This window comes from Vibrio sp. B1-2 (genome assembly GCF_963888445.1).
Classification (GTDB): Bacteria; Pseudomonadota; Gammaproteobacteria; order Enterobacterales; family Vibrionaceae; genus Vibrio; species Vibrio anguillarum.
This window is the reverse complement of sequence record NZ_CAWPJH010000011.1, coordinates 112,696-126,419: the sequence shown is the minus strand read 5'-3', so window position 1 is coordinate 126,419 and position 13,724 is coordinate 112,696. Positions and strand designations below refer to the sequence as shown.

The window sequence follows — 13,724 nt, the reverse complement described above, 5'->3', positions numbered from 1 at the left end:
GGAATGAAAATCCGAACAGCGCAGCCAATGAGTTGTACCAACCATCAGCAGTAAGACCGAGGAAAAAGATGTATCAAATTACGGAAGAATTATGACAAAAAATAACCGTGCCCCATAACAAGCGTTAGGTTTGAGTAAGCAGTAAGCCTTGCTTCGACTTACAACGCAAAAAGGGTCGCATTTCATGCGCCCCTTTCCTCCTTAACAAAAGGTTAAAACTGAGCAGTTAGCTTGATATACACTTCATCTTTGCCTAATTTACTGTCTAATCCATGAGCGTAACCAATCCGTACTGGTAACGTGCCGCCATAAAGTACGATGGTATCGATCTGCACTTCAGCACCAATCCCCGTCAGGGCTTGGTAGTTTTGGTTATCGTTCCAGCTTGATCCTGAGTCGACAAATACAGAACCTGAAATATCCCCCAAGCCAATTGGCCACAAATTCCAGTTTCGTTCAGCGCGATACAATAAGCGGCTTAGTTCAACACTTTGTGTCGCGTAAACTTGCCCTACTTGAGCCGCAGAGCTGTAGCCACGCAACGCTATCTGTTGGCGGCCATAGAGCTGCGCGCTGTCACCTTCGTAACTGCCCAGCTCAAACCGTTTGGCTTTTGAGTCCGCATAACCTGCCGCAAGATGAGTGGTAAGGTTGAAGCTCCCCGGGAGGTCCCAATGTGCTTGCCACTGCGCCTGCCATTTTTGTCCAGAGTAATCACCGCCAACATTGGACTCCCATACCAAATCAGCGTAATGACCCCACGCATAACCGGGAACATTCAATAAGCCTTCACGGTTATCCCATTGCAGCGCAGCCCCTGCAAGCCACTCATCACTGGCTTGTGTATAGCGCGTACCTTGAGGCGCTTTGATCAATGACTCTTTCTGCCAATAAGTTCCGATACCAAACGTTAAGTTATCATCGAGACCATGCCATAAATAATTACGTTGTAACGTCAAGTCATCTTGGCGGACAATGCGATCGTCTTTATTGGTCAATGGGTTTAACTTAAACTCATGCTCTCGGCTGAGCGTTGCTTGCCAACGGTTGTCATATTGATATCCCAATTGGTACGTCGCCAACGCATTTTTTGTATCCCAAGCCGCTTGGATTTCATATTGATGTCGCCCTAACACATCTGAACCACTGGTCGAGAAACCAAGTAACGATTGGTTCTCATCCCCTTGCCAAACGGGAACCCAATAACGTGGCGTTAAAGTCGACAACGGTGAGTAGTCGGTAGTGTCACTTTTTTCGGCCTGAGATATCGGCGTCGAAGCAACGGATGTCACCTTGGCAAAGGAAGACAGCGGAGTCTCATTGAAAGCCGTCACCGCCGGAATGTGGCGCAAATGGTAACCATCATGCTCATAAGCTTGGTAGATAAGCCCTTGCGATTGATTCCATTGCGGAGAAAAAGCACCGCCAATTTCATTGGTTAACTGCTCCAACTGCAAACTGGCCAAGTCCATACGGTAGATCTGATAACGCCCCGTGTAATCGGCGCTGAACAGCAGCTCCCCCTCTTGGGTAAAACTCAATTGATGCTCGGTTGCTGATGTTTCAGTGACAGCCAACCAGCACTGCTCTTTGGCGACAAAACGCATGATATTCCAAGCGCTAGACGGCTGCTTCACGGAAGCATAAATGTCGCCTGTCGGAGACAGCGCCATATCACCAATGACCCAACCATATGTGCCTTGCCATAAGCGAGTTTGCTGTCCATCCAGCGTCACCTGCCATAATTCAGGCAACCCTTGTTCATGACGGGTAGAGAAAACACTTTGCCCATCTCGGCTCCAACGTACTTGGGTAAAGCGCTGTTGCTCGGTTAAACGCTGCCACTGCCCATCAACGTAGCGATAAAGATCATTCAACACTCGTCCGTCAAGATAACTATTCACTTGTGACGCGACGATACCTTGCTGGGGATGAACATCGAGGCTAGTTAAGCTTTTTGTAGTCAATAAACGCTGCCATTGATTTTGCTTACTATCCCACATCGCTAAATTTGCTCGATCAACCCCATCACGACGCCAAGCCAGTAATTGCTCTGATCCACCATTGGCTAATAGATATTCAAACGGCTGGCTATCGAGAGATTGAGCCTCTGAAGGCTGTTCCTTACTTTGCACAATTTGATCTGAAAACTGCGTGATTAGATCGGCACGGAACTCTTGCCAAAGCGCAAAAAAGTCTTTACCAAAAGCACGTTGAGCGCTTCGGTTTAAGAAAACGCCCGGAATTAGGTAGCCACTGTAATCGCTTAAAAAATGTTGGAGTGCGTCTTCGCCATACGTTTTGGCTAAATAATCAATAAAATACGCGCCGTAGAGGTAATTACTGCCAAGCGGTAAACGTTTATTCGCTACCACGATTTGGTTGAGATCAGCTAGTTGTCCGCTCGCCACTTCCATGCGCATTTGCATCGCAAAATGGCTATTGTGCAAACGTCCATAACCTTGTTCATTTTGGCTTTCCATGTAAACCGCTAACCCTTCTAACAGCATCGAGGGTGTCATTGCATGCGGGAAAAGCAGTGTGTGACGGCCAAAAATACGTCGAGCTCCAGTGACCGCACGCTCATTTAATTCCATATGAACAATGTGAGTGTATTCATGGCGGATGAGCATGTGCAACCATTCATCATTGCCTTCCAATCCATTGACATCGCTGGGAGGATTTAAGATCAAGCGAATTTGAGCATAAGGCAGCGGCGTTGCCCAACCGTTGGAATAGTCGTAGTCATCCACCAGCGTTAGGTGCGTTTTTTCAGCTGGCATCTTTGAGAATTGACTGGCAAGGTCTTGATGCACTTTCTCGGCAATATCTAACGAATGCGCCGCGTACTGGGCCAATTCACTGCGAAAGTGCACGATAAAATGTTGCGATTGTTGAGTCTGCCATTGCTGACCAGCTTGATCCCAAGCGACTGACTCAGCCAATACTGTTGGTGTATGCATACCCAAACAAACCATCAAACCCATAATGGGTGAGAGTACAAATTTTGCTGACATCGTTACAACAACCCTTTTCAATAATTAAGTGCGGCGATTGTACGTTGAATGAGAAAAGGATTGGGTATCGAAATGTATGGCTTTGTCAGGATAAGGCCTGACTATCATTTGCTCCCCCATTTAAGGAGATGGCACTTAACATTGATAAGTAATCTATTTCATATCGCACTCTATTTGACTGATCGGAACGCTCGATTGACCAAAACAGACATAAGCGGTAATTGGTTGATTTACCTTCATTTTCACGTAGCCAGCTTTTACATCATCCTCTCGAAATCGAACCATATTGGACGTTGCTTCTGAACCATCGACATAAATCGCCGTGAAATCATCATTCATCCAAGCAACCACTTTGTCGTAACTCTATTTGGTCTTAAACACGATCTCGGCGCAGCGAATAGGCGGCTACTTCTTTAAGCGAGAAGACCCACTAGATATTGCAGGCCCGCAAGCGGGATCAGCCTTCCCTAGCCTATCAGGCTATATGGACGCACTCTTTAATAGCAAAGATGGCGCTTACGCTTATTCAAATGGTTTATATGATGGCAGCGATGGTTTGTTCCCAGTCACCATCACTGATGTTCCTTACAAAACCACGACACCAACTAAAGTGTATCAACAAGACGGTTTAACCATTTACGCACCCGGTATTCCTCATGGGGACGTGCCATGTTTGGCTTATCGTATTGAAAGTGATCAGGGCGTTATTGTTATTTCTGCCGATCAAAACGGCAGTAACCCAGCATTTCTCGATTTTGCTCAAGGCGCTGACATTTTAGTCATGCCGATGGCTGTTCATGAGTCAGCCGATGAAGTTTCCGCATTTATGCACGCTAAACCTTCAGTGATTGGCGAAATTGCAGCCAAAATCAATCCTAAACTGCTCGTGCTCAACCACTGGATGGGAGTCGGCCTTAAACATAAATCAGAGTCCACCAAGATCATCAAACAGTTTTATCACGGCGAAGTTATTGCCGCCCGTGATCTCTCAAGCTACCCAATGAGTTCCGTGAAGGAGATAACCCATGAATTGTAAAATTGTTTTGTCTATTGCGATGACTTCGGCCATTGCTCTTCATCCTGCAATGAGCGTTGCAGAAACGTCAACGGAAGCACCTGTGAGTGCGCAACCCACCTCGCAAAATAGTGGCAAATGCGCGGCTGGCAAATGTGGTACTGAAAAACGCTTTGAGAAACAGGATTTAAAAAGCGATCCGCAAGGACGTTTAGTACGCGCCAGAGATGGTAAATGTGGCTTAACCGCAGAGGGAATCGCACCTTCCGCTGAAACCATTACTCTAACCAACAGCAAAATCACTGGTGGTGTATGCGGGCAATAGATCGCACTTCAAAAGGCATCGGCTTGCGTAGCGAACACATCTATTTGCTATGCCAGTTGCCTGACCATCCCGACATCGATTTCCTTGAGCTTGCTCCGGAGAACTGGATGAACATGGACGGACTTAAACGCGAGCAGTTACAGCAGATAGCAAAGCACTATCCTCTGGTTGCACATGGGCTGAGTTTGTCGATTGGCGATTGTCAGCCACTGAACAAAGCGTTTGTGAAAAAGATAGCGGCATTTTTAGATGAATTTAACATCGACATTTACAGTGAGCATTTGAGCTTTTCGCGTGATGCCCAAGGGTACTTGTATGAACTGCTGCCTATCCCGCGCTATAAAGAGAGCATTGCTTACTTGGTCGATCGCATTCACTGCGTTCAAGATCTTGTGCAACGCCCTTTGGTGCTGGAAAACATCTCCTACTACCACAGTTACGGCAAGGAGATCCCCGAAGGCGAATTTATTGCTGAGATAGTTGAGCGCAGCGGCTACCAGCTGCTGATTGATATCAATAATGTGTATGTGAATAGCCGTAACCACAATTACTGCCCGTTTGACATGCTGGCCACTTTACCGAGCGAAGCGATCTGCTATTACCACATCGCAGGTCACTTAAAAGAGCGCGAAGATTTCTTGCTCGATACCCATGGCAAACCAGTACAACAAGAGGTGATTGACTTGGCTCGTTATGCTTACGCTCAACAAGGTAGCCGTCCTTTGCTGCTTGAACGTGATCATCATGTGCCTCCTCTGGTGGTTTTGACTGAAGAGTTGCGCACTATCCGTCACGATATTATGCAACCAGCGCCATCATTAGTTATCGATGTGGAGCGTAGCCATGCTTAAACCACCAATGAACATGAGTATGTCAATGCACGCACTGACCTGTGTGATCCGCTCTCCTGTCGCGCAAGGCGAACCGCCCTGCCGTTATCGAGAGTTCATTCGAGCGAATATCTACTCTGTCATTAAGCACACTTTTCCTCTGTTTTACGCTCAACTTAACGAGGAAACACTCTACATTTTGACGGACGAATGGCTGGTAATACATGGCGCTATGGAGCCTGAGTTCCATCAGATTGCGACTGAATTTGTTCAGTTTATCCAACAGCAAAATAACCATAACGCCAGTGTTAACCTCAGTGCTGAGCAAATCGCACTGCTTGAATATGAATGGATCGTTTTCAACGCTGAAATGGATAGCGCTCATGTGCCGAATCTCAACGTATGGTGGGATGATGTTGAAGCTCAACCGGAGGCGTTTTGCATACAGCTTAACCCAACGTTAAAACTGGTCGAAGTGCCTTTTCTTGTCCATCCAGAATCGGTCACTTTTTTGATTCAAGAACAGAAAACTGTCTGTTATGGGGTATTTCGTCATGCATCGCATCAGGTGGTATCACAAAAACTCAGAGAAGTAGATATCGCCCTAATTCAGATGATTCAAAACGCCCCAGCGCAGTCACTAACGCAACTAGAACAACAGATAGCTCAACACCTATCCAACTTCCATTTTTTGGCGTGGGTTCAAACGTTTCAGCAACAAGGACTCATCAGCCTATATTTATTAGGAGAAACTCTATGATTCACTCAGCCCTCAATTGGTACGATGGCGTGATCGAAAAATTTAAAAAATTCGATTTTATAGTACTACTTGTGATTCGACTTTTTCTCGTGCCGGTGATTTTTGTCGGTGCTCATTCCAAAGTGGTTGGTTTCGCTGGAACCGTTGCTTGGTTTGGCGCCTCAACCGCCGATGGTGGTTTAAATCTACCTTTTCCAGAACTGCTGGCATTTTTAGCCGCCGCGACAGAAGTTCTCGGCTGTATATGCATCGCACTTGGTCTTTTTACTCGCATTATGGCTATCCCTATGATTCTCATGATGAGTGTGGCGAGCGCAATGGTGCACTGGAAACATGGCTGGGACGCGATTGCCACCAGCAGTAGGAAGCGACGGTGCGCTTAAACGGTTTTATTGAATGGTTGGCGGTCAATTTTCCGGGCCGCTACAACTACATCACAGAACTTGGCGACCCTGTGATGCTCAATAACGGGATGGAATTTGCGGCTACTTACTTTGTGATGCTGATGGTTCTTTTCATTTATGGTGGTGGCCGCTACGTCAGCCTCGACTACTGGCTAAAAAAACCATTCACTCGCACGCCTCAAACTGCTTAACACCTAATGATGCCTACTAACTTGAAGTTGCCGCCCGCAGCTTCAAGTGGCAGGTGTTATCAATCACACATTCATCTCTGACTATCTTACCTGCCATTTTGGTGGCGGGAGGGAGACTTTATGCTTACAGATGTGGTGGAACTGTCACGGTTCCAGTTCGCCAGTACGGCGCTTTACCATTTTATTTTTGTTCCGCTGACCATTGGCTTATCGTTTTTACTGGCGATCATGGAATCGCTGTATGTGATGACCGGAAAAACCGTTTACAAAGACATGACTCGTTTTTGGGGCAAGCTGTTTGGCATCAACTTCGCCGTTGGCGTTGCCACCGGTCTCACTATGGAGTTTCAATTTGGCACCAACTGGGCGTACTACTCTCATTATGTGGGTGACATTTTTGGTGCCCCGCTGGCGATTGAAGCTTTGATTGCCTTTTTCCTTGAATCTACCTTAGTTGGGCTATTTTTCTTCGGTTGGGAGCGCCTTTCTAAACGTCAGCACTTAAGCGTGACTTGGTTAACCGCTTTAGGCTCTAACTTTTCTGGATTGTGGATTTTGATGGCCAACGGCTGGATGCAAAACCCCGTCGGTGCCGAGTTTAACTATCAAACCATGCGTATGGAAATGACCAACTTTACTGAGGTCATTTTTAACCCAGTAACCCAAGTGAAGTTTGTGCACACCGTTGCGGCGGGTTACACCACAGGCGCACTGTTTATCATGGGTATCAGCGCTTACTACCTATTGAAAAAGCGCGACCTTCCCTTTGCGCGTCGCTCATTTGCTGTGGCTTGCGCTTTTGGCATGGCATCCATTAGCGCCACTTTATTGCTAGGTGATGAGTCAGGTTACACCTTAGGTGAAGTGCAACAGATGAAACTGGCCGCCATTGAAGCCGAGTGGGATACCGAACAAGCCCCTGCCTCTTTTACTCTGTTTGGGCTACCTAACCAAGAAACCATGCACACAGACGCGGCGATTAAAGTCCCTTATTTGATGGGTATTATCGCCACGCGTTCATTGGATGAGCCCGTCATCGGCTTAAAAGATTTGATGGCGCGCAGTGAAGAGCGCATTCGCAATGGCATGCTTGCTTATGGGCTATTAGAAGAATTACGCAATGGTAACGATTCACCGCAAAATATTGCTCAGTTTGAAACGCTAAAAGAGGATTTGGGGTACGGTTTATTACTCAAAAAATACACCGATAAAGTAACTGATGCGACTGAAAGCCAAATCAAACAAGCCGCGCAAGATACCATTCCGCAAGTTGCACCTCTGTTTTGGAGCTTCCGCATCATGGTGGCCTGCGGTATGGCAATGTTCGCTGTGATTGGGCTCTGTTTCATCCAACTTTGTCGGCGAAAAATCGGCACTCAGCCTTGGTTACTTAAGGCGGCATTATTCGCTATTCCACTTCCCTGGATTGCCAGCGAAGCGGGTTGGTTTGTCGCTGAGTTTGGCCGCCAACCTTGGGCTATCGGCGAAGTGCTTCCGGTTAATATGGCCGTATCTAACCTATCACCTAGCGATTTATGGATTTCACTGGGCCTAGTTTACTTACTCTATAGCGCATTTTTGGTGGTGGAAATGTACCTGATGGTGAAGTTTGCTCGACGCGGTCCAAGCGCCCTACATACCGGACGTTACCATTTTGAAACTCAAGATGGGCACGGATCTCTATCTCACGTACACCATTAAGGGAGAACACAATGTTTGATTACGAAACCTTACGTCTGCTGACTTGGGCGATTATCGGTGTGCTATTGATTGGTTTTATCATCACCGATGGCTTTGATATGGGCGTTGCAGCGCTACTGCCCATTTTGGGACGCAGTGATGTTGAACGAAGAGTGATGATCAACAGTATCGCGCCTCATTGGGATGGCAACCAAGTGTGGTTGATTACCGCTGGCGGTGCGATTTTCGCCATCTGGCCATTGGTGTACGCCACCGCATTTTCTAGTTTCTATTTAGCGATGATGTTGCTACTTGCCGCGTTATGGCTGCGCCCAATTGGTATGGATTATCGCTCGAAAATCGATAATCCCTCATGGCGCAAGGCGTGCGATAACGCACTGTTCATCAGTGGCGTTGTGCCGCCCCTCATCTTTGGCATTGGTTTTGGCAATTTATTGGTGGGAGTCCCTTTTCAGCTCAATAACTTATTGATGCTTGATTACCAAGGCCATTTTTGGGATCTATTCACGCCATTTCCGCTACTGTGTGGCCTGCTCAGCCTTGCCATCGTCGTCACTCAAGGCGCAACGTTTTTACAGCTCAAAACTTGTGATGCGTTACGTGAGCGAGCCCATAGCGCGTCGTTGGTCAGTGCCAGCATTGCCGTGGCTTTATTTCTCATCGGCGGATTCTTTGCAGCCAACATGGCGGGTTATATTATCGTGAGCCCGATTGTGACGGATGCCGCTTCAAACCCCTTGCATAAAGAAGTGGTTAGCGTCGCTCTCCATTTACTGCATAACTATCAAGCACACGCCATGCTGTGGTTGATCCCTTGCGTGGGCATCGCGAGCTTATTGGCGTGCATATGGGCAAGCCTGAAAAGAGCATCTGGCGGGGCCTTCTTATTCTCTAGCCTTGCTATTGCATGCATTATTTTAACGGCAGGCGTGGCGCTATTTCCGATGATCATGCCATCAAGCTTAATGCCATCACACAGTTTGACGATTTGGGATGCCACATCCAGCCAGAAAACACTCAATATCATCACGATTGTCGCCATCTTAGTGGTGCCAGTCATCCTCAGTTACACGGCTTGGGGTTACTACAAAATGTTCGGTCGATTGAGTGATGATTATATTCGCAACCACAGCACATCGCTGTACTAAAGGAGATAACTGATGTGGTATTTCCGTATTACTCGCCTGCGCATTTGGCATAATCAATGGATTGTGGCTTGAGCAAGCTGAGCATTTCGATGAATCGTAACTCACTCATATACAAGCAGATAACCTGTTAAGAAGCGTTAAGATCATCAAGCTTTAAGATAAAAAAATGGCGCTGTTTTTAGCGCCATTTTTTATCACATCGTAAGAAACGTATTTACTGAAATTTTGGGCCAGCTGCGGCAACAAAAGCCATTTCAACCAGATAGTCAGGGTTAGCCAGTTGCGCTTGAACGCAGGCTCGGCTTGGTGCGCATCCTTCTGGAAACCAGCTATCCCACACTTCATTCAAAGCGGCGAAATGAGCAAAATCTGTGACATAAATCGTCACCGATAACACACGGCTTCTGTCGCTGTCGATCGCCGTTAACTGTTGCTCAGCTTGGGCTAAGATCTGCTCAACCTGCCCTTTCATATCGGCTTTTGTATCGCTATCAGCCACTTCCACAAAGTGGGCAATGCCGTTGAATACGGTAATGTCAGACCAACGTTTACTCGGATTAATACGATGAATAGTCATTAATTTCTCTCTTTATGGTAAAGATAACTCGCAACAGTGCTGTTCGATCACACAGACTGGCGCGCCGACTTTGCAGCTAAAGCCGCTGGCAACCAACCTGCCTGTGGTTTCATCTCGGCGATAACTGGCGATTGTGTGTGAATGTTGGCTAGCAACCAACAACCAATCTCCATCCGCAGACAAAGTGAAGTCACGCGGGAATTGGCCACCGACGTCAAATGCGGCAATCCATTGCGGTTGTGGCTGGCATAGTTCAAAAAGAACGATTTTATTTTGCTCTCGGCAGGAAGCATAGAGAAAACGTTCATCGGGCGACAACTTAATCGCCGCAGCCGCTCCACTTTTCGCCTCATTCGGCAAGAGATCGCACTCTGCCTCTATTTGCCATTGTGTCCCGGAAAATACTAAGGTGACCAAAGTCTCCGACAATTCACAGACCACAAAAGCTCGGGTTTCTGCGTGATTAAACACCACATGGCGCGGCCCACTCCCCGCTGGCATCTCCACAGTTTGCGCCAATGAAAATGCCTGATTATCACTGTTGATGGCGAAAAAATGAATTGCATCACTCCCTAAATCGACCACAACCAGTTGCGACGACTGTTTAAGGAAAACCACCTGATGAGCGTGAGGTGAGGTTTGGCGCTCTGCATTTGGCCCCTGACCATTAATCCATAGATCAGCGATACATAACTCCGGTTTGCCAGTGTCGTCCAAACGAACAATGTTCACATTACCCGACCCATAATGCGCCACGGCGCAATAGCGCTGCTTGGCATCAATAGCAAGATGACATGCATAGCTACCCGACAGTGGCACTTGAGAAACAGAGCCCTTGTTAATGTGTATTAATTGTGGGTTGTCGCTCGCTTCTACCTCATTAAAAGTGTAAAAGCCCTTGGTGGTTTCAAGAAGGTAGGAAGGGTTACGCGTCGCCATCACCTCTTGCAAAACACTAAGTTCACCCGTGATGGTGTTAAGCTCAATCAGCTCAACGCCGTTACTACTGCTTGGTGCATCCGTATAAGTACCAATGTAAAAACGCGCGGCAGTGTGTGTGCTCATTTTCCACCTATCATCAAAAATAAAACACTATACCCAAATTTCACCTTAATCTGGGATAATTTAATTAAGCTGCCTGTATGGCAGTGATGAAAACCGCCATACAGTCCAAACTTAAATCCAATCGGGCGATTGCGGAACACAATCAATGAACAACATGCTCGGAATAATGTTTATTTTTCCTAGAGGATAAAATCCATCTTCGCTGTTAAATAATTTTCCGCGATAACGTTACGTGGGTTTTTAGATACAACAAAGCCCGCACGTGGCGGGCTTTGTTTGAATTTGGTGGGTCTTATTGGATTCGAACCAACGACCTTCTGGATGTCGACCAGACGCTCTAACCAACTGAGCTAAAGACCCAAATTTTTGTTCTTGAGCATGATACATGCAACTGAAATGGTGCGTCCGAGTGAACTCGAATCACCGACCCCCACCATGTCAAGGTGGTGCTCTAACCAACTGAGCTACGGACGCATATCTTCAGAACGGAGTGGATATTAACGGCTGTTTTTGCTGTGTGCAAGTCTATTTTCTTTGTTTTTGAGCCAGTTGGCTTATCTATCACCAGCTTGTCTGTTTTTTATTCACAACTCTGGGTTTAAGCACAATAACCGGATCAACAATAGGTGTAAGCTGTCCAATTTATTTCATTGTATAAGTTATGTGAGATTATCCATTGATTCGGACCAATTATCTCGTACTATAACCTTTATCAATATCTTCGATATGCAATACGGTGACGTAATATGGATGCGCGATTATTCAACCATTCTCATCATTTGAGAGCCTCTGTACTTTGCGGGTTAAGCTTGCTGCTGACCGCTATTGCATTTTTCTTCGTCCTATTTAACGTTTTTTACACTTACAGCTACGGGCTAGCGGCCTTAGAATCTGTCTTCATGTGCTACTCCTATTACGTTTACTTGATTGCAAAACAACAAGCACATTCAGTCACTCACATTCGTGTCTACGTTTATTTTCTGATCTTTATCATCAGTGTAGGAACTTTTATTCAGCCTTTAAGCAATGGCCTATTTTTATGGACAACGTTTTTCCCAGTACTTTTTTACCTATTGCTAGGGGTTAAGCATGGCCGTCTCGCTACAGGCATCGCACTCATTCCGCAACTGTTCAATATCCATTCTCAAGGCTCATGGAATGTGGATTATGACCCAACCCCGTTGATGATTAACCTACTTCTTTGTTATTGCGGTATTTGGACGGTGGCTCATCTTTTTGAATCTAGCCGTAAGAAAACCGAAAACTCGCTACGCTACCTCGCTTCTCGTGATGCGTTGACGGGCTCTCACAATCGTTTGGCACTCACTCATCCTTCGCTCACTTTGTGCAAAATAAGGTGGATACGACGTTGTGCCTTTTAGTGATTGACCTTGATTATTTTAAGCAAGTGAATGACACCCATGGGCATGATGCCGGTGACAAGGTGCTGATCGATACGACGCAGGTAATGTCTCAAATTGTGGGCGACGATAACCTCTACCGTATTGGTGGTGAGGAGTTTTGTGTGACTTTGTTTAATAACAGCATCGCGCAAGCCGAACATGTGGGAGAAAAACTGCGTGAGGCGATTAATCAACATTTGTACGCTTATGGATCGAAGCGAATCCAACTGACCTTAAGTGTCGGTATTTGTGAATACCGTGAAGGTGACAAGTTGGATGTACTACTGAAATTAGCCGATGTTGAGCTTTATAAAGCGAAGAAAAATGGACGTAACCAAGTTTGTATTTGCCAAATCAATGACACAGTGGATGATTCGACACTTTGGATTTCTCAGAGCTCTTGATCATCGCCTATTTCATACACCACATTATAATTTTCAGTATAGGTACACTGTGGTTGACGGCTACACGTAAAGAATCGTCGGCCTTTGAATTCGCCTTGGCTGGCAATTTTTATCACCATTGGGCTGCCACATTTTTTGCAAAAACGCACTTCTTTATCGGTTTCGATCAAATCAATATGCGCGGCCAGTAACCTTCTTAGTTTACTCACTTGATAGCTGTGTTTGATGTTCGCACCAATCAATGGAATGTTGGCAGACTTACACACATGCATCAGCAATTTTTCACGCTCTACCTTGCCTTTATGCAGTTCTTTTCCGTTATCCAACTCGATGATAACTCGCGGCTCTAAGGTTCTTGCATCACACACCACAAAATCAAAATAGTTTTTGGCGATTCGGTTATTGGCGATGAACCACTGCTTTTTATTCAAGTTCGCCGCTGGGGTAACCACGTTGGCCATTGAAACTTTAGCCAACACCACACCGTGTTCCCCTACTGCAGATTTCAGCGCGTTATGAAAGGCGCCTTCAGACATATTGAGTAACGCCCCTTTCTTCTTATAAGCGTAATCTTTGGTATCGTCGTGTTTGATCACGTACTTTTGGATAAAGACAAAAAACAGCACCAGCAGTGCAACAATGATAAAAATGTTGGTCATACGATAAAAACCATGTTGAAGTAATTAGCTAACTCGCTAATTAATAAACGAAGTACCGCCCAAAGGCCAGTTTATTACTATGGATTTGTTGAAGAGGGTGACCTAATCCACATGGCAGCAGGCTCTCTTGTAAGCTGAATCTAGAATGTGTACCAGAGTGTCATTCAGGTTGATAAGCTACGCCAATGAGTGAAATGTCGCAACTTGTGTTTTCTGTCAATGGAC

The 13,724-nt window shown here is 46.1% G+C and carries 11 protein-coding genes, 2 tRNA genes and 3 pseudogenes; 9 read left to right on the top strand and 7 right to left on the bottom strand.

All coding sequences use genetic code 11. The features are described from left to right. Positions 1 to 212: 212 nt before the first annotated feature. Complete coding sequence (locus AACQ75_RS05585) at positions 213 to 3,017, bottom strand: TolB (protein ID WP_170888363.1); 2,805 nt, start codon at positions 3,015 to 3,017, stop codon at positions 213 to 215. Between the two features lie 153 nt (positions 3,018 to 3,170). Further along, positions 3,171 to 3,356: a hypothetical protein gene (locus AACQ75_RS05580; RefSeq protein WP_249339345.1), complete on the bottom strand. Its 186-nt coding sequence runs from the start codon at positions 3,354 to 3,356 to the stop codon at positions 3,171 to 3,173. Between the two features lie 61 nt (positions 3,357 to 3,417). Here AACQ75_RS05580 and AACQ75_RS05575 point away from each other — a divergent pair. The 8 genes and pseudogenes from AACQ75_RS05575 to cydX all read left to right on the top strand — a co-directional run. Further along, a pseudogene (locus AACQ75_RS05575) lies at positions 3,418 to 4,053 on the top strand (MBL fold metallo-hydrolase); the annotation flags it as partial. Continuing rightward, complete coding sequence (locus tag AACQ75_RS05570) at positions 4,043 to 4,357, top strand: hypothetical protein (protein ID WP_170888362.1); 315 nt, start codon at positions 4,043 to 4,045, stop codon at positions 4,355 to 4,357. The pseudogene AACQ75_RS05575 and the gene AACQ75_RS05570, both read left to right, overlap by 11 nt. Next, a complete protein-coding gene (locus AACQ75_RS05565; RefSeq protein WP_170888361.1) occupies positions 4,345 to 5,208 on the top strand; it encodes a DUF692 domain-containing protein in 864 nt (287 codons plus the stop codon). Before AACQ75_RS05570 ends, AACQ75_RS05565 begins: the two co-directional genes overlap by 13 nt. After that, positions 5,201 to 5,947 (top strand): HvfC family peptide modification chaperone, encoded by a 747-nt coding sequence (locus AACQ75_RS05560; RefSeq protein WP_017048643.1) that lies wholly within the window; start codon positions 5,201 to 5,203, stop codon positions 5,945 to 5,947. Before AACQ75_RS05565 ends, AACQ75_RS05560 begins: the two co-directional genes overlap by 8 nt. Continuing rightward, positions 5,944 to 6,542: pseudogene (locus AACQ75_RS05555) on the top strand (HvfX family Cu-binding RiPP maturation protein). Before AACQ75_RS05560 ends, AACQ75_RS05555 begins: the two are co-directional and overlap by 4 nt. A gap of 120 nt (positions 6,543 to 6,662) precedes the next feature. Next, positions 6,663 to 8,243 carry a cytochrome ubiquinol oxidase subunit I gene (locus AACQ75_RS05550; protein WP_170888360.1) on the top strand — a complete coding sequence of 527 codons (1,581 nt, stop codon included), beginning with the start codon at positions 6,663 to 6,665 and terminating at the stop codon, positions 8,241 to 8,243. 11 nt (positions 8,244 to 8,254) lie between these two features. Next, positions 8,255 to 9,391 (top strand): cytochrome d ubiquinol oxidase subunit II, encoded by a 1,137-nt coding sequence (gene cydB, locus AACQ75_RS05545; RefSeq protein WP_170888359.1) that lies wholly within the window; start codon positions 8,255 to 8,257, stop codon positions 9,389 to 9,391. Between the two features lie 19 nt (positions 9,392 to 9,410). Beyond that, on the top strand, positions 9,411 to 9,491 hold the full coding sequence (gene cydX, locus AACQ75_RS05540) for a cytochrome bd-I oxidase subunit CydX (protein WP_170888457.1): 81 nt from the start codon (positions 9,411 to 9,413) through the stop codon (positions 9,489 to 9,491). A 114-nt stretch (positions 9,492 to 9,605) separates the two neighbouring features. On the opposite strand, the gene AACQ75_RS05535 is transcribed toward cydX, so the two are convergent. From AACQ75_RS05535 to AACQ75_RS05520, 4 genes are all read right to left on the bottom strand, one after another. Beyond that, on the bottom strand, positions 9,606 to 9,968 hold the full coding sequence (locus AACQ75_RS05535) for a RidA family protein (RefSeq protein WP_088728898.1): 363 nt from the start codon (positions 9,966 to 9,968) through the stop codon (positions 9,606 to 9,608). A gap of 12 nt (positions 9,969 to 9,980) precedes the next feature. Beyond that, positions 9,981 to 11,033, bottom strand: a complete 1,053-nt coding sequence (locus tag AACQ75_RS05530; RefSeq protein WP_088732541.1) for a lactonase family protein — start codon at positions 11,031 to 11,033, stop codon at positions 9,981 to 9,983. Positions 11,034 to 11,316: 283 nt separating this feature from the next. Continuing rightward, positions 11,317 to 11,393 (bottom strand) — tRNA-Val (locus tag AACQ75_RS05525). A gap of 37 nt (positions 11,394 to 11,430) precedes the next feature. Then, a tRNA-Val gene (locus AACQ75_RS05520) sits at positions 11,431 to 11,507 on the bottom strand. Between the two features lie 272 nt (positions 11,508 to 11,779). On the opposite strand from AACQ75_RS05520, the pseudogene AACQ75_RS05515 reads away from it, so the two are divergent. Next, positions 11,780 to 12,840: pseudogene (locus AACQ75_RS05515) on the top strand (GGDEF domain-containing protein). Here the strand turns inward: AACQ75_RS05515 and AACQ75_RS05510 are convergent. Beyond that, positions 12,828 to 13,499, bottom strand: a complete 672-nt coding sequence (locus tag AACQ75_RS05510; RefSeq protein WP_094123525.1) for a DUF2726 domain-containing protein — start codon at positions 13,497 to 13,499, stop codon at positions 12,828 to 12,830. The pseudogene AACQ75_RS05515 and the gene AACQ75_RS05510 overlap by 13 nt on opposite strands. Positions 13,500 to 13,724 lie beyond the last annotated feature (225 nt).